Annotated in this window: 10 protein-coding genes; 4 read left to right on the plus strand and 6 right to left on the minus strand. The window is 49.4% G+C overall.

Annotated elements, in window-relative coordinates:
• The first annotated feature begins 12 nt into the window (after positions 1-12).
• Together BMW71_RS00005 and BMW71_RS00010 are read left to right on the plus strand one after the other, a co-directional pair.
• Entirely contained in the window at positions 13-14,721 is a 14,709-nt protein-coding gene (locus BMW71_RS00005) for a PKD domain-containing protein (protein WP_218145541.1), read from the plus strand.
• A gap of 332 nt (positions 14,722-15,053) precedes the next feature.
• Complete coding sequence (locus BMW71_RS00010; protein ID WP_092167779.1) at positions 15,054-16,451, plus strand: UDP-glucose 6-dehydrogenase; 1,398 nt, start codon at positions 15,054-15,056, stop codon at positions 16,449-16,451.
• Positions 16,452-16,527: 76 nt separating this feature from the next.
• Here BMW71_RS00010 and BMW71_RS00015 read toward each other — a convergent pair whose 3' ends face one another.
• From BMW71_RS00015 to BMW71_RS00035, 5 genes are all read right to left on the minus strand, one after another.
• Positions 16,528-16,896, minus strand: coding sequence for a BlaI/MecI/CopY family transcriptional regulator (locus tag BMW71_RS00015; protein ID WP_092167782.1), 369 nt, complete (start codon positions 16,894-16,896; stop codon positions 16,528-16,530).
• A 201-nt stretch (positions 16,897-17,097) separates the two neighbouring features.
• The gene (locus BMW71_RS00020) at positions 17,098-17,850 is read right to left on the minus strand and encodes an acyl-CoA desaturase (RefSeq protein WP_092167785.1); all 753 of its coding nucleotides are present in this window, start codon (positions 17,848-17,850) and stop codon (positions 17,098-17,100) included.
• Positions 17,851-17,985: 135 nt separating this feature from the next.
• Positions 17,986-18,864: a serine hydrolase gene (locus BMW71_RS00025; protein ID WP_092167787.1), complete on the minus strand. Its 879-nt coding sequence runs from the start codon at positions 18,862-18,864 to the stop codon at positions 17,986-17,988.
• 47 nt (positions 18,865-18,911) lie between these two features.
• Positions 18,912-19,940: an alkaline phosphatase D family protein gene (locus BMW71_RS00030; protein WP_092167790.1), complete on the minus strand. Its 1,029-nt coding sequence runs from the start codon at positions 19,938-19,940 to the stop codon at positions 18,912-18,914.
• A gap of 65 nt (positions 19,941-20,005) precedes the next feature.
• On the minus strand, positions 20,006-21,334 hold the full coding sequence (locus tag BMW71_RS00035; RefSeq protein ID WP_092170053.1) for a S41 family peptidase: 1,329 nt from the start codon (positions 21,332-21,334) through the stop codon (positions 20,006-20,008).
• A 191-nt stretch (positions 21,335-21,525) separates the two neighbouring features.
• On the opposite strand from BMW71_RS00035, the gene BMW71_RS00040 reads away from it, so the two are divergent.
• Together BMW71_RS00040 and BMW71_RS00045 are read left to right on the plus strand one after the other, a co-directional pair.
• Complete coding sequence (locus BMW71_RS00040) at positions 21,526-22,182, plus strand: TetR/AcrR family transcriptional regulator (protein ID WP_092170055.1); 657 nt, start codon at positions 21,526-21,528, stop codon at positions 22,180-22,182.
• Between the two features lie 5 nt (positions 22,183-22,187).
• Entirely contained in the window at positions 22,188-23,507 is a 1,320-nt protein-coding gene (locus tag BMW71_RS00045) for an ABC1 kinase family protein (protein ID WP_092167793.1), read from the plus strand.
• On the opposite strand, the gene BMW71_RS00050 is transcribed toward BMW71_RS00045, so the two are convergent.
• Positions 23,500-24,594, minus strand: coding sequence for a serine hydrolase domain-containing protein (locus BMW71_RS00050; protein WP_092167795.1), 1,095 nt, complete (start codon positions 24,592-24,594; stop codon positions 23,500-23,502). The genes BMW71_RS00045 and BMW71_RS00050 overlap by 8 nt on opposite strands.
• Between the last annotated feature and the right edge of the window lie 25 nt (positions 24,595-24,619).

Here is a 24,619-nt window from a genome sequence, read left to right on the forward strand (position 1 = left end):
TTCACCAATCCGGTGGAATACACCGTCACGGCAGAAGATGGCAGCGCGCAGGTATGGACGGTATCGGTAACGGTAGATGCACCCGAGCCTTGTTCGCCCTGGAGCTTACTTGATTGCAACGGTATTCCCAAGGCTCTTCCGCTTCGGTTGGAATTTGATGGTACCGAGGGCGGACTCGTTGATGGCAATGGAGTAGGTACCGGGTTTACCATGGTCGATCCGCATTCCGAAGCCCGATTGACAGCTGATTTGCCAGTAACCTATCCGAATGTAATCGGATACGAACCAGACAAGATCACGGTAGACGGAGGAAACCTAAGCTTGACTGCTTCCAAAGGCATTGCTTATCTCAATCCCGGTCAAAGCGCCAATACCAATACCCAGGTAAATACACTGGGTGTGGGTATAACCGACCTTACGCAACCACTGGTGATTGAAACCCAGATGCTCGGAATCACTACCGGAGGAAATGCGGCCCAGTCGGGCATTTGGTTCGGATTGGACGAGGATAACTTTGTAAAACTAAATGTTAATTCCAATAACGTCGAACTTCGCAAGGAAGTCAATGCCATTTCAGTGAATGGGGCGGGCACACCGGACCAGATACAGGTGACCAATGTGGGAGTTACCGGCCAAAACGTAACCCTTCGTCTGGTTATTGATCCTCTGGATAGGACCATCCGTGGATATTATGCAATTGGAACTGGTGATTTTGTGGAATTGACCAAAGCCGGTTTGGAAGTCATGACGTTACCTCAGGAATACCTTGACGGAATTACGGTCGGATCAGAGACGGGAATTGCATTTGCAGGTATTTATTCCTCCTACCGAAACGGCACCACGCCTTTCAATACCGATTTTGCCTATTTTTCAGTGGATCAGGAAAGTCCGGTTTTAAGTCTGGATTTCTCGGTATCCCAACTCAACTTTACAGCTGAGCAAGGGGCAGTCGTTGCTCCACAAACCGTGGAATTATCGGCGAACAGCGGCAATCCGACAATTGTTCTATCCGACGATCCGGATGCCGGGGAATGGTTAAATTTGCCGGCGGGACCCGTTTTAGGTCCGTTGGAATTCAGTATAAAGGAAGATCTGCCGGTAGGTACGTATTCCACCATGGTCATCGCCATTGACCAGCCGGATCTCGGCTATGAAAATGCGGAAATGGAAGTTTTCCTGGAGATTACGGAAGCAACCGTGGATCCAGGCACACCGGATTTTGAAGCAAACATTAACTTTTCTGATCCCGAAACGGCACCGCCAGCCAGTTATGTTCGAGACGCAGGAGACGCCTATGGGGACCGGGGCAATGGATTCAGTTACGGCTGGGTCGATGCTGCCAACAGTACCCCGGCTGACCTTACCTTGAACGGAAGGAACCGGGAATTGGCAGGCGTGAGCGTATTGGAAAATACGCTTATCCACATGCAATACGGGGATGTTTCCAATAATGCGGCCAACGGCTACTTGCCGGATGCCAGCTGGGAAATCGAGGTTCCTAACGGTTCTTACGCGGTAACGGTAGGCGTTGGAGATCCGGCCGTTGATGGTTCGGTAGAAGACACGCCTTCCCATACGATCGACGTGGAGGGCGTCAGCGCCATCGCTGCATTCGTTCCCAGCGGAGCCGCGGGAACGACCGGACGGTTTACTTCCGGAACGGTTCAGGTAACCGTTACCGACGGGCGGTTGACACTGTCGCCCGGAACGGGATTCAATACCAAAATTAATTTCGTACGCATTCTTCCGGGAGCGGGTGGTGTGCAAACTCCACGCATCCTGGGTGTAAACCCCGCTGACGGGGCAGGGGGCGTATCGGTGAATACAAGCGTATCGGCAAATAGCCTTTTCCTCCCTAATCCGAATGAGGATGGACTGACCAGCGTGGACAATAGCACCATCACGAACAGTACGGTTAAGCTATTTAAGCAGGGAAGTACCAGCCCGGTTGGAGCGAGTGTAAACGGTACGGGTGGTGGCGATGCCATCAATCTGGTTCCAAATTTGCCATTGGAAGCCAATACCACGTATGTTTTTGAAGTAGATGGGGTAAAAGACCTTGCCGGTGAAACCTTTGATTTCTTTAGTTCTTCCTTTACTACCGGGTCGGGGGGAACCACCGGTCCCACGACCGACCTGGACAATGTATCGTTTACGAAACAGGGGGCAGTAGCCACGGGAGCGAAATACACCACGCTTACCATAGGGCCAGACAGTAAATTATACGGGTTGACCATCGGCGGTGACATTCACCGTTGGACCATCAATGCAGACGGTACGCTCTCCGGGAAGCAGACGCTCTCCGCTTGGAAAGCGGCCTATGGCGGGCGCACGGCTGTGGGGCTGGAATTTGACCCCAACGCCACCGCCGGCAACCTTATCGCCTATATTTCGCACAATTCTTCCGGCTTGAGCAGTGCACCGGATTGGGATGGCAATCTTTCCAGACTGACCGGAGCAAATCTGGAAAACGAGGAATTGTTGGTTACCAATCTTCCCAGGTCTCTTCGGGATCACCTTACTAACAGCATTGCTTTCCGACCCGGCGAGCCCAACATGCTGTATTTCAACCAGGGAAGCAACAGTGCTGGAGGTGCACCGGATGGCGCTTGGGGTAACCGGGAGGAGAGCTTGCTTTCCGCGGCTACCCTGAAACTGGATTTGACAAAACTTCCATCATCGCTTCCCCTGGACGTGATGACCACCCGCAACCAATCGGCTATCAATGCGGTAGATATCAATTCGCCCACACTTGACGGGATGTACAACCCCTACTACGTGGAAGCACCGCTAACCTTGTTTGCTACGGGGGTTCGAAATGCGTACGATTTGGTTTGGCATTCCAACGGACAACTGTACGTGCCCACAAACGGAACGGCGGGAGGCAGCAATTCACCCGCCTCTGTCAGCGGCACCAGAAGACCCGACGGAACGGTGTACGACCATGCCAATGCCGATTATCCACCCATTTCGGCATCCAATAATAATAACGTACAGCGGGATTGGCTGTTCCGAATGGATCCGTCTGCCGGATTGGGCTATTACGGACATCCCAATCCTTTCCGGGGAGAGTACGTGTTGAATCGCGGCGATGTGGATGTAACCAATAGTGTGTACAACGGCGTAGAACCAGACGTCAATTACAGGGGTACGGCCTTTGATTTTGAATTCAATAAATCGCCAAACGGCGTTATCGAATACCGAAGCAACGCCGAGAATGGCAACCTGACCGGCGCTCTGCTGGTGGCTCGATACAGCGGTGGAAGCGATATCATCGCGCTGGTTCCGGACGGACCCAACGGAGACATCGCGTCATTTAAAGAGGGCATACCGGGTTTCACGGGATTTGTCGATCCGTTGGATTTGATTGAGGATGTGGCTACGGGCAATATCTACGTTTCTGATTACGCCACAAGCGAGATTATCCTGCTCAAACCCAGCAACCAGGCTGCTCCTGCGCCTTCCATAGCTGTAAGTACCGAAACCATTAGTGGAGATGCCATCACCGGACAGAATTCCTACGAAGAGGAGATTTTGTTGTCAAATCTGGGTAATGCTCCATTGAATGGCATCACGGCAAGCATTTCCGGAACGCATAGCGACCAGTTTGCCGTCACCGGATTACCCACAACTGTAAATGCGCAGAACTCAGCATCGTTTACGCTGGTATTCACGCCGACCAGCAATGGTCCGAAATTTGCCCAATTGACGCTGTCCGGAGAGGGAGCCGATCCGGTTCAAATCAACCTGAGTGGGCTGGGCAAAACCGGAACGGGTGGAAGTTCAGAGCCTTCTTTGCAGTGGATTTTGGATACCCAATTGGGTCAGGGCCTGATCGATGTAGGAGATTCAGATCCGGCTACCAACCTTATCAACTTGCCGGCCGGAAGTTCTTACAATAATTTGCTGGGAGATGAACTGGATATTCAGGCATTTCAGCGTGCCAGCGATGCGCCTGTAGAACTTGAACTGTTGGCCGTTTACGGCCCCGAAGCCAATAACCCGATCACGGGCTTTGGCTGGTATGCCAGTGGAGATGGCGGTTCTACGCAGGAATTGTTCACGGTTCAAAATACCGTTGCCGGAAACGGGCAAACCCTGAATCCGGTCATAACAGGGACTACGTCATTTGATCCGGGAACCGCAAGCTTTGGTTTTTACAACCGATGGCCGTTCTTCGGCAACCGATTCCTGTACAGCGAAGATGCGCTAAACACCTTCACCGGGGCCATCCCGCACCACATACGGGTATACGCCTTGCCGGGTGAAGCAGATGCCTACGTCATCGCTACCGAGGAACATGTGAGTGGATTTGATTACCAGGACATCGTGGTCATTGCCCGAAATGTGCGGCCATTTGAGGGGATTTTGGACGGATGTCCGCCGATTAGCTTGCTGAACTGTGACGAGTTGGAGGCTGCCTTGCCTTTCAGCCTGCAGTTTAGCGGAGACGAAGGAGGATTGGGCAATACCGGCTTTACCATGGTGGACGACCCCTCCGCCCGGTTGGTGCTAGATGGTCCGGTTTCCTACCCGAACGTGCCGGGATACGAGCCTTCCAGGCTTAGCTTGACCGGTGGAAACCTACAGATAGATGCCACTAACGGGATCGCATACCGTACCAATGGCACCACAGCTACCACTAGTACGGATGTAAACTCTCAAATCAATACATTGGGAGTGGGTGTGGATGCCAATGGCTACGGCAATTTCAGCATTAGTACGACGGTAGCAAACCCCTACAGCGACGGTACCAATAACTCCGAGCAGGCAGGTATTTGGTTCGGTTTGGACGAAGACAACTTTGTTAAGTTGGTGGTAGCCAACGGTGGCAAGGTGGAGCTGCTTCGGGAGCTCAATGGTCTGGCCCCTGCGGATGCTGCCAACAACGTTCAGGCGAACAATGTGGCGGGCCTTCATAGCAGTGCGGTTACCTTGCGCTTGTACGTGGACCTCGAAAACAGCCTGCTTACTGCCTACTACAGCCTAAATAGCGGGGCCGAAGTTGAATTGGGTTCGGTGGCACTTCCTGCGGTATACCTGAACGGCAATCCTGCCCATCAGGACCTGACCTTTGCGGGAATTTTTGCGAGCAAACGGCGGGAGGAAGTATCCGAAGTCGTGTATACCTTTACCGAATTTAAAATCACTCCAGATCAATTGCCTCCAAGCGATTTTGATCCCATAAAAATCAATTTCTCGCGGGCCATCGACGACGTGCCAGCCGGCTACATTAAAGATGCAGGTGCTGCTTACGGTGATCGTGGAAATGCATATGCCTACGGTTGGTTAACCACAGATGGGCAAACACCACTTAACCTGGAGGCCAATACCCGAAACAGGGCATTGGCAGGGGTGAGCCTGGTGCAAAACACCATTATTCACATGCAATACGGTGATGTTGGTGGAACAAACGGAGTGAACACCGAGGGAATCTGGGAAATCAGCGTACCAAACGGCACCTATGAGGTGACCGTTGGTGTCGGCGATCCGGAGGTAGACGGTCAGGAGAACACCACTCCTTCTCACACCGTATCGGTTGAAAACGTTAACGCGGTAAACGCCTTTGTTCCAACCGGAACGGATGGAGCATCCACGCGGATGACGTCCACTACCGTGACCGTCACCGTGTTGGACGGCAGGCTCACGGTGGACGCCGATGGTGGGTTCAATACGAAAATTAATTCTATCGAAATCGTACAGGTATCGGGTTCGGATGTGCCGGTGTTTACCAACGTAACTCCCGCAAACAACGCCACCAATGTTTCGCTGAATGACCTACAGGTGAATGTGGAGATATTGACTCCTGATGGCTACGAGTTGGATAATGGTACGCTTGCCGGAAACGTCAACCTCTACGAATTGACGACAGACGGGGAGGTCCTGGTACCAAGCAACTCCAACGATACGGGGGGAGGGGATGCAATCACCCTGACGCCGATCAACCAATTAAAGGAAAACACGCCGTATCTGTTCCGAATTGCGGGGGTAGAAGCAAACCGTTCCGGTGACCTATCCGATCGGCTTACCTTCGCCACCTTTGAGTCCCGCTTTACAACGGGTTCATTGGATGACTTGCCCGTTCCCATCCGGGATCTGGAAGGCGTGGCGTTTACCATCGTTCCTGGAGGAACGGCTTTGGGAGAAGGTACAGAAAACGAGCGATTCTCCAGTTTGGTCGTAGGACCCGATGGGAAATTGTATGGAAGTACGATTGGAGATTTCCAGTCGGATGGAAAGATCTTCCGTTGGGACATGGCGGCCGATGGTACCTTAAGTAACCTGGAGGTGTTGAGTCCCGAACTAAACGGATCGCCGCATCCTGTATCCGGAGTGATGGCAGGCAACAACCGCTTGATTATCGGATTGGTCTTTGATCCGGCTTCTACGGCCGATAACCTGATTGCCTACATCACGCACAGCGCTGCCTCGCTGACCAATGGTCCCGAATGGGATGGCAAGCTTACCCGTCTTTCCGGTCCGGACCTTTCCACCGTGCAGGACCTGGTAATTCATTTGCCGCGGTCTTCCAAGGATCACCTGACAAATAGCCTTGCCTTTGACGACAGCGGCCTAATGTACATTGCTCAGGGAAGTAACTCAGCAGGTGGAGATCCCGATCCGGCCTGGAATAACCGACCGGAACGCTTGTTGGCAGCAGCTGTACTGAAAGTTGATCTGGATAAATTGCCGGCCAATCTACCGCTAAGTGTGTACACAACAGACGATATCGCGGTTATCAACGCCGCACCGGCTACGGGTCTCTTGATGGGTGATGGAACGACCTACAACCCGTATTCGGCCGATTCTCCGGTCAGCATTTTTGCCACCGGGGTCCGCAATGCCTACGACCTGCTTTGGCACTCCAATGGATGGTTGTATGTACCCACCAACGGAACGGCCGGGAATAACAACAATTCACCAAACTCGCCAAGCACTGCGGATTACCCGCTTGCCAGGAGAATTGACGGGTTGACCAGTATTCCTTTTGCGCCAAAACTAACGGGCGGAGAAACTCAGAAAGACTGGTTGTTTAAAACCCAGGGAGGAAGCTACCACGGACACCCCAATCCGTACCGAGGGGAGTTCATTCTGAACCACGGCGGCTTGCCATACAGCGGGGTGCCAGGGCAGGAAACCGAGCCCTATAGAGATGTGGCGAAATACCCGATCACCCTGGGCCCTGATCCAAATTACCGAACGCCTGCCTACGATTTCGGCAACAACAAGTCGCCGAATGGAGTCATCGAATACAAAAGCGATGCCTTTGACGGAAAACTTCAGGGCTTGCTTATGGTCGTACGATTCAGTGGTCAGAACGATGTTTTGGTGATGGAGCCAAATAATAACGGGAATATTGGTGAGGTTTACAATCAGATTCCGGGCATGCGTGGATTTGACGATCCCCTGGATTTGGTGGAGGACCCCAAAACGGGTAATATATACGTTTCGGAATACGACCGGGATAACAACGGCACACCGCGACTGACACTGTTGCGGGCAGCCATACCTGCTACGCTCAAGGCAGAGTTGGTAGCTGCGCCGAACGAGTTGCTCTTCGAAACTACCAATAATACGCAAGGCGATCAGTCTCAGTCCAAGACGGTGGAAATCACCAATGAAGGAAACGAAGGAGTCACGATCAATGGCGCGACTATAGCCGGGACGTTTGCTGATCAGTACGATCCGGTCACGCCTGCGGGTCCCGTTACCCTAGAGGCGGGTGAATCCATCACGTACACGGTTACTTACGCACCGGATCTGACTAGCAGTAACCTTGGATATCAGGAAGCAGTGCTGGAGATTGCAACGGACAATCCGGATCAGCCATTGCTGGAAGTAGGGCTGCATGCCTTGAAGAAAACCGGTTACGAGGGTGGCAATGAGCCTCCGTTGCAGGACGTGGTGGATGCCTTGGGTATTTCCATCAATGTGGGCTGGACCTCCCTCTCGGACGGTACCCAGGCCGTATTGAAAGGAGACGAAGTACTGGTGCAGCAATGGGTGAAAGCAGGGCCTGAAGCAGTGAAAATCACACCTGTTGGCAGGTACTCGCCAAACGAAGAAATTCCTTTCGGGTGGTATACCCGGGATGAAACAGTGACCCTCAATGAGGTGGGCGTGATGTCCGGTGTATTCGGGCAACACCAAACCCTTTACCCGGAAATTTCATCGGGTACTGACACTTTTGATCCTCTGGGAGCCGTGTTCGGTGTATACGTCACCTCGCAGGTATTCAATCGCACCAATTACACCGAAGACGACCTGAATACAGGAGGCGTAGCGCGACGGGTGCGGACCTATCCAGTGATCGACAGGGAAGGTAATCCGGTAGAAAATAGCTACCTGATCAATTTTGAAGATGCCACAAACGGTGACTACCAGGACTACATGTTCGTCATCGAGAATGTCATTCCGTTTGAAGACGGCACGCTACGTTTGGAATTCGATCCGGAAGTAGTGGTGCTGAACGGAAGCATCAATGATCCGGATCCCCTGCTGCAGCAGATCAGCCTGTCTGCAAACGGTGGATTGACTGCAGGAGAGGTTACGCTAACCAGTTCTGATCCAAGGATCACCCTTCCATCCAGTTTTGAACTGGGTACGCCCTTTGAAATCAGTTTTGACAAGGCAGGATTGGCCATTGGTAATTACACGGTTACACTTACAGCGGATGCGCCAAATTACGAGCCCGCTACGCTGGAAGTACGGGCCAATATTACCCAGGAGGCCGTCTATGTGTACCAGTTCAATTTCCAAACACCGGAGCAGGTGTCTGTATCTCCAGAAGGATATATTGACGATTTGGGCGCGCCTTACGGCTTGCAAACCACCGATCTGGGACAATTGAACTTTGGCTGGGTACTTCCGAATACAGAGACTCCAGCGGATGCCAGTGCCAACGGTCGAAACCGTAATACCCTGGCAGATGAGGAGCCACTGCTGAATACCTTTACCATTATTGGTCACCGCACGGCGGCTACGTTCCCGCAGCGGGACTGGTTGCTGGAGGTTCCGAATGGATTATATAACGTAAACATCAGCGTGGGCGATCCCGACTTCACCGATAGCTACCATGCGCTCGATGTCAACGGCACACGGGTAGTCGATTTCAATCAGGAAGCGGGTAATCCGGATAACCTGTTGAATTTCGAAAACACCGAGCTCGTGGAGGTGACCGATGGGAAACTTCGATTGAGCCTGGCGCCGGAAGGTGTGAACGCCAAGCCGAACTACATCCGTATTGCGCCAATCAACACGGCAGCCCTGCCACCCACCCTACGTGCAGAATTTGAAGGGCTGGAGGCAGCAGAAGGAGTCTACCGAGGACCGGTGACTGTGACCCTGTTTGCTGAAGATCAAAGTGAAAGCGGTGCCATAGAGCGCCTGGAATACAGTATCAATGGCGGGGCATTCACTAGCGTTGACGGACCGTTCGTTTTGGATGAATTAGGAGCGGTTCAATTGTTGGTAGAAGCAGTGGATGCCAATGGCAATACCACTACCCGCAATTATTCCTTTAGCATAGAAACGCCCACGGGAGCCCTGGTGGAAATGGAAAACATGACCAAAGTACCAGGTACGGACCGCGGATTCCCGGCAGAGGATTACTTTACCTTCTATCGAATCAACAACACCGGATCTACCGGAGCTCGTTTCCATGACGCCAATGTCATGAGATTGAATAATACGGGAACGGAACCGTTGGTGATCGAAGCAATCAATATCTCGGATGAGAACCGGTTTATCTATGCAATCGTACCGCAGGGAATTGAATCTACAACGCTGCCATTGACCATACCAGCCGGCGGTTCGCGGGATCTTTCCATCACCTTCATTGGAGCAAACGGTAATACCACTACCATGATGAAGGAAACCATCGAAATTGTCAGCAATGCCGACAATGGAGCCGCCGCATTGGCGACGCTTCACGGTGGTTACGTACCGGTGCCGGAGGGAGGTAAAGAAATCGATGCCCAGCAGGTCTTTGATGCCTTCGGATTCAAGTCCAGTATGCTGAGCATTGTCAATGACGATGGAACCATAGATCCACCGAATACGATCACCTTCAGGCCAAGTTCCAATTATCCGGTTCCGGCAAATATTGATGCCGGGTACGAAGGGGACCTGATTCTGTCCGATAACTTTGTGCAGGCAGATCCTACCAAACCGGTGATTGGAATCCAATTGTCGGCCCTACACGGAGGACCTTCGAGCAACAGCTCCCGACTGGTGGAGGTAAACGGAACCGGAACGGTCGGTGGCATAAGTTTTGGGCACCAGGCCGACTGGTACCAAACCCTGCTTCCGAAAGGCGGAGACAACGAGACCATCAATTTTGATGTGGCCAATACCATTTCCGTTCCTTTCCGAATTGCGGTTTCCAACTACCTATCCAGTGGAGGAAACAACATTAACGGAGACCGACCGGACCTGTTGGGTCTGCGGATTTACAAGGCAATTGACAGGGATGGCAACATCATTCCAAACGAGTACATCGTGTTACAAGACTTTGTACAAAACGGATGCGGTGCCGGATCGGCCAATTGTGACTGGAACGACAATACGTTCTATTACATCAACATACGTCCGGAAGCTGTGCCTACGGCAGCAGCCATCGACGATTACCTGGTAGATCTGGGAGCAACGTTCAGTACGGATCTTTCGGGATCCTTTGACAAGGGTTATCCAGGCAACAAGCTGCAATACAGCGCGACGCTTGCCGACGGATCAGCCCTTCCGGGATGGTTGAACATCTCTGGACAGGGAGTACTCTCCGGAACGGTGCCAGCAAACGAGGAAAACAACTACCAGCTTTCGGTAACGGCAACGGACTTGAATGGATTGACTGCTGATGCACAAATGAATCTGTTGATCAATAAAGCGCCGGTGGTAGTTCTGGAAGCATCGGTTACGGAAGGAAGGGTACCGCTTACCGTGGAATTTAGCAGTGAGAACTCCACCGATGAAGGTGAAATCGTTGCTACTGAATGGGATTTCGGGGACGGAACAACTTCCGAATTGCCCAACCCTACCCATACCTTCACCAGCATCGGAGAATACACCGTCGAACTAACCCTTACCGATGATCGCGGCCTTACAAGTTCTGCCACGCAACTCATCAACGTGGTGGATTTGCAAGAACCGATAGCGGTGGCTACGGCAGATGTGCAGCAGGGAATTGCACCGCTGACCATTCAGTTCGATGCCAGCGAGTCTGAAGCCAACGGCATTATCGTTTCCTATGCTTGGGATTTTGGCGACGACAATAGCTCCACCCTGGTTAGTCCGGTGCATACCTTTACAGCGCCCGGTACCTATACCGTTACCCTGCTGGTGACGGACGATGCTGGGGATACCGCGGAGACAACACTAACCATAACGGTTCAGGAAAACTTACCACCAGTGGCAGTACCTGAGGCCAATGTGACCAGTGGAAATGCGCCGTTGACGGTCTCCTTTGCTGGAGATGGCAGCAGCGATGACCTGGATGACCTGACGTATTTCTGGAATTTTGGAAATGGCGATTCTTCGAACGAAGAGAATCCAACCTATACCTTCACCGAGCCAGGTACCTATACCGTCATCCTTACCGTTACGGATGGAATTGGAAATGAAGACGAAAAACAACTTCAAGTAGTCGTTAACGACCCCGGATCTGAGCCAGCATTCGCCTTGCGAATCAATGCAGGTGGACCGCAGGTGTCTTTCGACGGTAAGGTGTTTGAAGCAGATAACTATTTTGAAGGAGGTAAAACGTATTCCAATACCAATGCGACCGTGCCAACCCTGTACCAGACCGAGCGTAGTTCCACACCTCAGGTGTTTGGCTACAACGTTCCGGTGCCCAATGGTACCTATGAGGTAATCCTGCACTTTGCGGAGATTTACCACGGCGCTACTGGCGGCGGCGGCAGCGGAACCGCCGGTCAGCGTGTATTCGACGTTAGTCTGGAGGGAAGCCTGGTTCTGGACGATTACGATATCAATGATTTGGTAGGACCACAAACACCGGTAACAGAAGTGTTCGAAGTGGAGGTGAACGACGGGCAACTAAATATGGATTTCTCTGCCCTGGCAACAGTCGGCGGCACCGATCAACCCAAATTGGCTGCCTTCGAAATTCTCAGTGTGGTCGAGGAACCGGTAACCCCGGACTTCTCGCTCTACCTTAATACCGGAAGTGCGGCGGATGTAAGTTTCGAGGGCAAGACCTTCATTGGGGACGTAAATCTTCCGGCGTACTACGATGTCAATCATACGTATACCAATGCCGCTGCCAGCTCAGAGCCACTTTACCAAACGGAAAGAGGATCGGGAGCTAATCTGGCCTCCCTTACCCTGAGTATTGCGGTGCCAAATGGAACCTACACCGTAAGCACCTATCACAACGAGCTTTATTTTGGTAAAGTAGTGGCAGGAGGTGCAGGTAGTAGGGTATTCGATATCCTATTGGAAGGAGAACTGGTGAAAGATGACCTGGATCTATTCATTGAGTCAGGAAACAGTCCGGTGAAATTGACTTTTGCAAATATCGAAGTTACGGACGGCCTGCTGGAGATCACCATGAATCCAAGTGCAAACCGTCCAAGTATTTCCGGTATTGCGATCGAAGGAGCCACCACTGCGAACGAACCGCCAGTAGCCGTAGCAGAAGCAGACGTAACAACTGGATTTGCTCCATTGACCGTAAGCTTTACCGGCTCCAACAGCACGGATGCAGAAGGAGCGGTTACGTACCTCTGGGATTTTGGTACCGGTGTGACGAGTACACAGGCGGATCCGGAATACACCTTTACTGAAGCGGGTACCTATGACGTATCGCTGACGGTAACGGATGCGCAAGGTGCAAGCAATGCGACCACGATCAGCGTGGAAGTGGTTGCGAACGAACCGCCGGTAGCCGTGGCAGAAGCAGACGTAACAACTGGATTTGCTCCATTGACCGTAAGCTTTACCGGCTCCAACAGCACGGATGCAGAAGGAGCGGTTACGTACCTCTGGGATTTTGGTACCGGTGTGACGAGTACACAGGCGGATCCGGAGTACACCTTTACTGAAGCGGGTACTTATGACGTATCGCTGACCGTAACGGATGCGCAAGGCGAAAGCAATGCAACCACGATCAGCGTGGAAGTGGCAGCGAACGAACCACCGATAGCCGTTATTGAGGCAGACATGACAAGTGGATTTATTCCACTCACGGTAAACTTCACTGGCTCCAACAGTACGGATGCAGAGGGAGACCTTACTTATCTCTGGGATTTTGGTACCGATGTGACCAGTACATTGATGAATCCAGCCTATACCTTTGTCTCGGCAGGCACCTATGAGGTATCGCTGACAGTTACGGATGAGCTCGGATTGACCGATGAGGCTACGATCACGATTGAGGTTTCATCGAATCAGCCACCCACCGCTGTTGCGGCGGCAAACATAACTTCGGGCACCGCACCGTTGACGGTGAGTTTCACCGGAGATGGAAGCAGTGATGCAGAAGGAGCGATCAGCTACTTCTGGGATTTTGGAAATGGATTTAATTCAATCCAGCCAAATCCAACCTATACGTTCAATCAGTTTGGTACCTTCGACGTGGTACTGACGGTAACGGATGAGCAGGGAGAAGAAGCCAGCGATCAATTGACGATTGTGGTGTCTCCGGAAGTGGTACCGCCAGTTGATCCGGCATTCGAGTTGCGCATTAACGCAGGTGGACCGGCGTTGACGTACGAGGGCAAGGACTTTGCTGCGGACACGTACTTTGTGGGAGGAAAAACCTATACGAACAGCAGTGCATCGCTTCCGACCTTGTACCAGACAGAGCGAAGTTCGACAACGAAAACGTTTGCCTACGAGGTACCGCTAGCAAATGGCGACTACCAGGTAGTGCTTCACTTTGCGGAGATCTACTGGGGAGTGGCAAGCGGCGTTGCCGGAGGCAGCGGCAAGCGGGTGTTCAATGTGAACATCGAAGGGGATCCGGTGCTGAGTTCCTTTGACATCAACGCGGAAGCGGCGCCGGGTACGGTGTTGACGAAAACCTTCGATGTCACGGTAAGTGATGGCGAGCTGACGATGAACTTCTCTGCACAAGGCGGAGCGGATCAGCCAAAACTCTCGGCGTTTGAGGTTATCGAAATAGACGGATCCGGGCTGCGTACGAATCAACAACAAGCAGCACCGTTACTGGTCGCAAGCCCCATGGAGGGATCAGGTCCATTGATGGTCAAATTTTCTGGCGACTTGCTGGGAACTGCAGATCCTGAATTGAGCTACTACTGGGATTTTGGAGACGGCAACGCTTCCAAAGAAAAGAATCCGGTGAATATCTTCACCGAGCCAGGTGTGTACGAAGTAAAGGCCAGGATTGGTAAATACGGTATTCCGCTGTACACCGAAACAGTGATGGTAACAGTTTGGGATGAATCGCAGGATCAAGACGGTGAGTCGGTGGTTGAACAAGCGGTTACGATTGCGATGTATCCGAATCCAGCCTCTACTTTCGTGAATTTGAGACTGGATCATCCTACGGAACAGATTGCGGAGGTTAGGATCTTCGATTTGCGTGGAAGACTGGTGAATACCTTTGTGCCGGCTGAGGATCAGTTCAGTAAGTCGTATGAGATCTCGGTCAATGATCTGGCGGCAGGGTTGTATTTTGTCAGCACGATTACCGATTCGGGTTACAGGGATATGCAGCGATTGATCATCGTTCGATAATGCCAGTAAGCAGAAGTTCCCTCGTGACAACAGCCAATTGACCAATTTGGCTAGTATAAAAGTAACGGGAAGGGGAGTTCGATTTCGAGCTCCCTTTTTTCGTTTGGCCGGTAATGGAAGTTGGTTCGCTACAAACAGGCACTATTTTTTACTGTAGGAATGCAAATTCATCAACAAAAACACGCTTTATTTTTGATAATCCGTGGAATGAATTATTTTTGCCTCCTAACTTACAACGGTTTCCGCGAGAATTTTAGATTAAATTTTTAATAAAAGAAAGTAGAATTAATTTTATACTGTCCGCACGTGTGCTGATTTAAACCAAAAAAAAAATGAAAGTCCAGAATATTTGTTGTATCGGGGCGGGATATGTGGGAGGCCCGACCATGGCGGTGATTGCAAAAAAATGTCCAGACATCAAGGTAACGGTGGTGGATATCAATCAGGAGCGCATTGCTGCCTGGAATGATGAGAACGTAGATAATATTCCGGTATACGAGCCGGGTTTATCTGCGGTAGTGGCAGAGGCAAGGGGAAGAAACTTATTTTTTTCCACAGATGTGGACAAAGCCATTGACGAAGCCGAAATGATTTTTATTTCTGTAAATACCCCTACGAAGACCTACGGAGAAGGGAAGGGACAGGCCGCGGACTTGAAATGGATCGAATTATGTGCCCGGCAGATCGCCCGGGTAGCTAAGGGAGATAAAATCGTTGTGGAGAAATCTACCTTGCCTGTTCGTACAGCCAGTACGCTGAAGGATATTTTGACGCATACAGGAGACGGATTAAGTTTCCAGATACTTTCCAATCCGGAGTTTCTTGCTGAGGGAACTGCAGTGGAGGATCTAATGGATCCGGACCGGGTATTGATTGGTGGGGACCAGACACCGGAAGGCTTGAATGCCATTCAGGCACTGGTAGATGTATACGCCAGGTGGGTTCCCAAAGATAAAATCCTGACGACCAACGTGTGGTCCTCTGAATTGTCTAAACTTACTGCAAATGCTTATCTGGCACAGCGGGTTTCTTCAATTAATTCTCTCTCGGAATTATGTGAATTTACGGAGGCAGATATCAATGAAGTAGCTAGGGCAATCGGTACCGATTCGCGCATTGGTCCCAAGTTTTTAAAGGCTTCGGTGGGTTTTGGAGGTTCTTGTTTCCAAAAGGACATTTTGAACCTCGTTTACATTTCCAGAAGCTACGGCTTGAACGAAGTGGCTGACTATTGGGAGCAGGTAATCATTATGAACGACCATCAAAAACGGCGTTTTGCGAAGAAGATTATCAAAAACCTATACAATACGGTAAGTGGGAAGAAGATTGCCTTTTTAGGCTGGGCATTTAAAAAAGACACCAACGATACCCGCGAATCGGCCGCCATCTATGTAGCGGATCATCTGCTAAACGAGCAATCCTTCATAGAAACGTATGATCCGAAAGTGAAAAAAGAACAGGTATATACAGATCTTGACTATCTTGGGAGCAGGTCGTCGGAAGAAAATCGTAAAAATTTAACGGTGGGTACCGATCCGTACAAGGTCTGCGAAGGAGCTCACGCAGTAGCGGTGTTGACCGAATGGGATGAGTTTAAAACCTACGATTGGAAGCGTATCTACGATGGGATGCTTAAACCTGCCCACGTATTTGATGGAAGAAATATTCTTGATAAAGAGGCGCTACGATCCATTGGATTTCAGGTGCATGCGATTGGGACCGCAGATTAAAAATTGAAAAGCACCTATGGGAGAATTGGAACAAAAAAGGGTGAGAAATCACCCTTTTTTGTTACCCGTTTACTGATCAGGTGCTTTTTACATCGTCTTTTACTTCGTCCATAATTTTTTCGAGCGCCTTCACATCCAATTTTTCATCTTTGGCGAAAAAAGAGGCCAATTTGGCGAATGAACCACTAAAATATCCTGATAGAAGATTTTTTATGGTAAAACTTCTGTATTCGTCTTTCGAAACAATGGGGTAATATTCATGGGATTTGCCATAAGCACGGTGCTTAACAAAACCTTTCCTCTCCAAAATACGTATAATAGTCGATACCGTGTTATACGCCGGTTTTGGCGTTTTCATTTTTTCCAGGACATCTTTGACAAATCCTTTCTCAATGTCCCATAGAATCTGCATGATCTGCTCTTCTGCTCTTGTTAATTCTCTCATAAGTTTACTAAAGTAGGTGATTTCGCATGAACTTAACCATTTAGTTTTTTAATTGCAAAGCTTTTTTAAAAAAAATATGCTGTAAAAAGAATTATTCAAAAAATCCTACTAAAAGTTAAATGTTTTTTGGGCCTTGGCTTTTTTTTGCGCAAAAAAATCAGCTGTCCTCAAAGTCCGTGAACAGCTGATTTGTAAGGGGAGTTAACCCATTGGTTTTAATTTTATGATTCCCGTTGCATGGAGTAATTTAACAATGGGATAAGTGGGGTCAAACTCGTACCATTTGACGGCAAAGTTGGCCCGTTTAGGTAAGCGGTGGTGATTGTTTTGAAACAATTCTCCCAACATGAGAAAATCTAAAAACAGGGAATTTTTTGAGTGGTCGTTGTTGTCGAAATTTGCGTATCCGTATTTATGGCCGCTCCAGTTGACGATGGCTCCATGTACTGGGCCCATCATAAAATGTATGGGGAGCAGGAAGTACATCCACCAGTGGGTTCCTGCCAATTCAAATACACTGATGCTTAACACGTATATTACTACGTATACCAAACCCCAGCCGATTCGTAGAAACATGGTATCTGCAAACCGATCAAAGCGGTTCCAATCCGGCACATCTTTTGAAAACCGTTCTTCGGGTTTGACCTTAAATGTAAAATGTTCGTTGTATATTTTTTTTGTCTTCCACATCATGGTAAACAGATTTTCTGTATGATGGGGGCTATGCGGGTCTTTTGGTGTATCGCTGTACGCATGGTGCATGCGGTGCAGGATAGCGTATGCTCTGGGGGAAAGGTACGAACTGCCCTGAGCAATCCAGGTGAAAATGTAAAAAAATTTTTCCCAGAACTTACTCATTACAAACATCTGATGGGCAGCATACCGGTGCAGAAAAAAACTCTGACAGAATAACGAAAAGTACCAATGCAGAAGAAATAGAACGATTAAAATCACTGTTATTTAATTTTGATTACTACCGTAAAATTAAAGCCAAATTTTCGGATTCTAGCCTTAGTCACGGAATTTTTTATGAAAGGTAGAAAAATCATTGATTGGAGAGGTTTCCCATCGTTTTTTAGGAGAGTTAATTTATTGGTTCTGTTCTGCTTCAAAGTAATTCCATAGCATTCCGGATAGTTTTCGCTGAAGTCGGTAGGCTTCGTTGTCCTCATCCCAGCTAGTATCTCGATTATTTTTGGTGGCGATGTAGAATACGTAGTCGCCCGACGGGCCGTTGACCATTACCAGTTCAGAGCGGGAACTGCTCACCATCCCTTGTTTGGAGGCGGTCTGAATGTAGGGAGGTATGGCAGAAAGCGCGTAATTATCATAGATCACATTGCTCATAAGCCGGTACATTTTTTGAGATAGTTCGGGAGAGAATAATTCTTCGTGGCGAATCATTCGTAGCAAGGAAACCATTTCCCTGGGGCTTGTTTGACCCCAGCCATATTTTTCCCAGGCTTCCTGCCTGCCCGCTGTACGGGAATTCACCCGGGTGTGTTCCAAACCCAGGCTGTCCAGAAGTTTATTAATCTCCTGCCCACCTCCAGCGAGTTCCTGACACCAAAGGGAAGCGGTATTATCGCTGTAGCCGATCATCAGTGAGAGCAGTGTGGCCAAGTCGGTCTCCGTGCTGTCTTTAAAATATTGCATGAGCCCGGAACCTCCATACCGGATGCTGTCTCTGTAAAGCAGGGCCGTATCCAGCTCCAATTTTTTTTCATGGATTTGCTTGAAAATACCCACCATGATCGGCACTTTGATGACACTGGCGGTCGGGAAAAGAGAATCCGCCCGAATGGCAAAAATTTCTCCACTTGCCAGATGTTCCACATACAGACCGGTTTCCCCACCAAAATTTGCCATTTCCTCTTCCAGTTTTTGTGTGAAAGAAAAAGACTGAGCCTGTACCAGCTGACAGGCCGACCAAAAAACCAAAAAAAATGTTACCGAAGCTTTTGTCATATTTTGTTGCGAAATTAGCCTGTATATTTCTCTATAAATTGCCCTTGCTAAAACGAAATGTCCTGTTCCAGTAGCGCCAGTCCTTCTACTCCTTTTATGTGAAATTTCATCCGTTTCTCTTCCCAATCGATCGTCAGCAGCCCATAATGGAGTTCATGGATGACTTCCCCCTGTCGGTATCGATTTGGTTCTCCCGAGTAGTCCGAATACACATGGGTTAACCCACTGCTGGTGATTTCATAAAGGGGGTAGCCGTTATTTAAGGTCATTTTGGATACCTCCGAAATGTGCCGGTCCCCGCTTATCAACACCGCTCCGCTGGGGTTCGTTTTTTCAATTAGCGCCAGCAATCGCCGACGCTCGGCTGGAAAATTGGCCCATTTTTCAAACCGGTGTTCTTCCGGCAGAAACTGAATGCCCGAGGCGAGGATGTGGATGGCGGCATCGGTCTTCTCCAAAGCCTCTTCCAACCATTTCCATTGGGCTTCTCCGAGGAGGGTTCCTTCCTCATTCGGAACATAGCTGCCATTGACTTTTAGAAGCGTATCCCGGTGGTAACGTGTATCGAGCAGGAGTAGTTTTACTTTCCGATCACCGGAACCAAACGTGTGCGCAGCATAGGCACCTTTTTGAGACCTTCTGGGGCTTTCTTTTGGCACCTCTAAAAAATCAAGCAACAATTGCTGGCTGGAGTCCTTCTGGCTGTAGTGTTTGCCGCCATCGTTGATCCCGTAATCGTGGTCGTCCCATATGCCCACGACCGGGGTAGTTACCCGTAACTTCTGATAGTCCGGCTGCTGGTATTGCATTTCGTAACTAGCAGCCATTTCCTGCATATCGTGCGTATCCGCATAGATATTGTCTCCCAACCAAACCCAGACATCTGGCTTTTCTTCCAGGATGGGTTTCCAAAGTGGTTGTGGCAGGTGTTGCCGGTTACATGAACCGAAAGCGAGGGTACCAGGCCCTTTATTCACCTGATTTTCGGCCGACGGTGGGGAACAAGCGGCAACAAGCAGGCAAAAAGCCAATCCTTTCGTGAACAATTGAAACGAACCAATGGGCAGTATTTTCATAGGAAGAGTCGGCGGTTTACGGTAGATTTAACTTAAAGAAGACGAATGACAAAAAACAAAACAGCCTAGTAAACGGGAAATTCTTTCTCCAGACCGGTAAAACTGTCAATCATTTGCCAGGTAGATGGCTGAAATCGCTGTCGGTTGTTTGACGCACTGCCCCCATATTGAATGTAGGTAAGTGCACTTGCCAGGTTGTCTTCCTTCGGATCGCCCCAGTTAAAGGCGGGGTTGTCCCTGGAAGGGATGGTTACCGGAAAACCCTGGTAATACGCAGCATTTCCATTTGCGTTGGCGATAGCAAACGTAATGGGGACTAATTCCACCTGGTTTTGCGACAGCACTTCGTTAAATTGGGATAGGGGAAAAGAGCCAACGGGCTTGCCGTAGGTGTTTTCTCCTACCAGAATGACGTCCATGTACGGATCCAAACAGTTGATGATTAGCTCGCTTGCAGAGGCAGAGCCGCGGGAGGTGATGACTAGCAGTCGATCTAATTCCAGATTGCCGGTTTTACTGAACCGAAAGGTCTCGTTAAAATTGGTTTTTTCCGCGTTTAGGGCATTGGTATACATGAGTTTTCCGTCTTCGGAAGCAGGTATGAGCGCATTCATGATTTGTTCTGCGACATCCACAGAACCACCGCCATTGTACCGCAAATCCAAAACGAGTTCGTCTATACCTTGTGATTCAAAATAGGAAAGCGTTTCTTCCACCTCCAGGCTGCGGTTGGGGCTGACACCAGGGCTTACCTTGAAGCTATTGTACACCCAATAGCCTACTTTTTTGCCTCCGGTTTCCAATACCTCTCGGTGAAGAACCGAGTTCGCCTGGTATTCGGATTTGATATTTGTTCGGGTAGTGGTACTGCCGTCCGGTAGTTTGAACGTAAAGGTGTTGGTAACTCCCGGTGTACTTTCCCCCAACTCAAAATTGTATCCGTTCGCCGAGCGGTAGGATTCGATGGGTTTCCCGTTGATTTCAATGATTTCCCAGCCGCGTTCCCAGCCGTCCAATCCGGCTGGTGAGTCTTTGTAGACAAACGACACGTACAGTTTCCCATCTTCGCCAAGACCAAAACCAAATCCATGTCCGGCATTTTGACCGGTAAAGGCCTTGTTGAATTCCTCCTGTGTGGTCAGATAGGACCAACGGTCCAGTTGTAGGTACATGAGATCGTACAGGAGGTCATCGTTGCTCCGGTAACTGCCCGAATTGATGGTTGCTGGCAAACGGTCGTTCCAATAGTACCATTCCTGCATGCTTTCAAAAATTGCCTCTTTGACCAGCGATTCACTGCTGGGCATTTCTTCAAATTCCCGATTGCAGGAAACGAGGAACACCGAAAGTCCCAAAAAAAGCCCAAGAAAATATTTCCTTACTAGCAACACCATAACCTGTTTTTCATTTTCCCCCATCATTAACGAAAAAAAACCCGAATTGGATGCACGTTGGGTAAACAAATCTATCGGATCAATTAATTCACCAAACCTGTTTGGGTGCCCGATAAAATTATTTACACATTTTAACAAACCTCTTGGACCCCGAACGTGTTATTTTCCTGGAGTACATTAATGACGAGGAAATGACAGAAAAAACAAAAAGTCAAAAGACAGAAAAGAATAAGATAATTGATGCGTACATCAACCATATTTTAGAGACAGGCAACGAACCGGCGTCGGTTTTTAAATTCACCAAGGAATTGAAAATGCAGGAAGCTGCATTTTACGATCACTTCAGCAATTTTGAATCCATCAAAAAAGCTGTTTGGGCTCGCGTTTACGAGGCCACACTCGCTAACCTGGAAAGTCAGGAAGTTTACAAGTCGTATTCTACCCGTGAAAAGCTACTTGGATTTTACTTTACCTGGGTGGAAGAATTGAAAAGCAGGCGCTCCTATTTACTGGCTGTCTACGGAGATACTGCATTCAAGGATAAAAATTTCCCGACCGAGCTGAAAGAATTTAAGCGTAGTTTTAAGGATTTTGTTAATGAGTTGATACTTGAGGGCAAGGAGACCGAGGAAATTGCCGAGCGACCCTACCTGTCGGATCGGTACGACGAAGCCCTTTGGCTTCAGGTGCTTTTTCTGTTTCGATTTTGGCTGAAAGATGACTCTCCAGCATTCGAAAAGACCGATGCGGCCATCGAAAAATCAGTAAATCTGGCGTTTGATCTAATGGGAAAGTCCGCAGTGGATAGTTTCGTGGATTTTGCCAAATTTTTATTTCAATCCAGGTAGAGACCATGACTCAGAAACTAAAAGAACAGCAAAGTATTCCCGTTTCCAAGGTACAGCGGGCTGCCAAATTTATCAGTACCGGTGCGCGGGTTGGGGGCAACTACATGAAGCATTATGCAAAAAAGGTAGTCAATCCTTCCCTGAATAAGGACGACTTGCACCGGGACAATGCTACCGATATCTATGCTTCATTAAGTGAGCTAAAGGGGAGTGCTTTGAAAGTGGCCCAGATGATGGCCATGGACAAAAACATGTTGCCACGGGCGTACCAGGACAAATTCACCATGGCCCAATACAGCGCGCCGCCCTTGTCCTATCCCCTTGTGGTAAAAACCTTTGTGCAATATTTTAAAACCGGACCGGAAAACCTTTTCGATACCTTCACTCCCTCTGCTGTCAACGCGGCTTCCATTGGCCAGGTGCACCAGGCTACGAAAGATGGAAAAATATATGCAGTAAAAATCCAATATCCGGGCGTGGCTTCCAGCGTAAAGTCCGATCTTAAATTGGTAAAACCATTCGCACTCCGCCTTTTAAACATGAACGAGCGGGAATTGGACCACTACATGGAAGAGGTGGAGGAAAAATTACTCGAAGAGACAGATTACGAACTGGAGGTGAAGCGGAGCAAGGAAATTTCCAAGGCTTGCGGTCACATTGCCGATCTGAATTTCCCCAACTACTACGAGGAACTGAGCAGTTCGCGTATCATTACCATGGATTGGATGGAAGGACTGCACCTGAAGGAGTGGTTGGCTACGCAGCCCGATCAAGCCGCAAAAAACAGGGTAGGGCAGGCCCTTTGGGATTTTTACCACCACCAGGTGCACGAATTGAAACAGGTGCATGCCGATCCCCACCCGGGTAATTTCATCATTCAGGAGGGAAACCAATTGGCAGTTATCGATTTTGGATGTGTCAAAGTGATTCCAGAGGACTTCTATCAAGGTTATTTCTCCTTAATAAAAAAGGACCTTCTCATACGGGAAGACGAGTTGAATCAAATTTTCTACAACCTGGAGTTTATTAGTGACAAAGATTCCGAGGAAGAGAAGCTGTATTTTAAGGCCATCTTCAAAGAAATGATTTCGCTGCTAGGCAAGCCGTTTCATGTAGAAAGATTTGACTTCGCAGACGATGCGTATTTCCAGCAGATTTTTGCCCTCGGGGACAAAATATCGAACGACAAAATGTTCAGGAAATCGAAACAGGCACGAGGTTCCCGGCATGGCTTGTACATCAATCGGACCTATTTCGGTCTTTATAATCTATTGAATCAACTTCAGGCATCCATTGATACCACCAAGCCGGATTGGCTTAAGTGATCACCGGAGATTGATTCGTATTGCTCAGCGCATGGAGAATAAATCGGGCGAGTTTGTAAGGAAGGAGCGGTCTGTCTGATTGATTGACCGTGCCGGTCAAATACAGGTGGCGGTCCGGGACAAAAAAGGAAAAAGCGCCGGTGATTCCCGTTTGTCCGATGATCGCCTGTGATTTCCCCCATGGTAGGATATACCAAGGCTTTTGGTAGCGGCAGATACCCAGGCCATGAGACAGGGATGCGGATTCTCGCTGCCAGTCAAAGATCACGTCTAACTCGCTGGGAGGGAAGAATTTCCCGTGTAGGTACGATTTGAGGAAGTTCATGCAGTCCTGTGCCGTACTAACCATGCCCCCTGCGGCTCCAAATGAGGCCATGGCCCGCGGGATTTGAACGGCTTCATTTCCGTTGTAAAAGGGAGTGGGCGTTCGATCGTAGGGGTCTTTGTAAACATACGTCTCCGTCATGGCCAGGGGTTTGGTCTGAAAGGTTTCCAAAGCCCCCTCCAGGCTAAGGGCGGTCACTTCTTCGATTACCTTTCCCAATAGTAGGAAATTGGTTTCGGAGGGGTGCGGTTTTTGGGAAGCACCCGGCCGGGATAAGGAAGAGGTATTCCGAACTACCTGTAGTACTTCAGCAAAGGTCCATTCCCGGTCATTTCTTGAAAAAAGTTCGTCTTTTAATTTTTTTTCTCCTCCGATGGGCAGCTGCAGGTAATCCGGTAATCCGGACTGATGGGTCAGCAGTTGTTTCAGCGTGATCGTCGGCGTACGGTCGGTACCTCGCCGGCGGCCAATACCGGCGTATTCCGGTCCGGTCAAATACTGCCTAAACGGCTCATCCAGATTCACCTTACCTCTTATCTTTAATTTTATCAGCAAAGCAGCGATATGGAGTTTTGCCAGGCCACTAATAAAATAGGGTTGCCGTTTGTTGAGGTTTCCAGATGCCCCGATCCAGGCGATCGGATCCTTTCTTTCCTGATACAGGGAAAGGATGAGTCCTTTTAGATTTTCCTGTTTACAAAATCGATCCAGTTGATGTTGCCAATGCGTAGAAGCACTGGGATTACGCTCATTGAGGGTCATGGCTAACACCTTGGTTTACTTGATA

The sequence above is a fragment of the Cyclobacterium xiamenense genome, assembly GCF_900109255.1.
Lineage (GTDB): Bacteria > Bacteroidota > Bacteroidia > Cytophagales > Cyclobacteriaceae > Cyclobacterium > Cyclobacterium xiamenense.

Excerpts from the sequence above, each read along its gene's own strand:
- BMW71_RS00010 (WP_092167779.1), top strand. The coding sequence starts at position 15,054 with ATGAAAGTCCAGAATATTTGTTGTATCGGGGCGGGATATGTGGGAGGC.
- BMW71_RS00015 (WP_092167782.1), bottom strand. The coding sequence starts at position 16,896 with ATGAGAGAATTAACAAGAGCAGAAGAGCAGATCATGCAGATTCTATGG.
- BMW71_RS00025 (WP_092167787.1), bottom strand. The coding sequence starts at position 18,864 with ATGACAAAAGCTTCGGTAACATTTTTTTTGGTTTTTTGGTCGGCCTGT.
- BMW71_RS00030 (WP_092167790.1), bottom strand. The coding sequence starts at position 19,940 with ATGAAAATACTGCCCATTGGTTCGTTTCAATTGTTCACGAAAGGATTG.
- BMW71_RS00035 (WP_092170053.1), bottom strand. The coding sequence starts at position 21,334 with ATGGTGTTGCTAGTAAGGAAATATTTTCTTGGGCTTTTTTTGGGACTT.
- BMW71_RS00040 (WP_092170055.1), top strand. The coding sequence starts at position 21,526 with ATGACAGAAAAAACAAAAAGTCAAAAGACAGAAAAGAATAAGATAATT.
- BMW71_RS00045 (WP_092167793.1), top strand. The coding sequence starts at position 22,188 with ATGACTCAGAAACTAAAAGAACAGCAAAGTATTCCCGTTTCCAAGGTA.
- BMW71_RS00050 (WP_092167795.1), bottom strand. The coding sequence starts at position 24,594 with ATGACCCTCAATGAGCGTAATCCCAGTGCTTCTACGCATTGGCAACAT.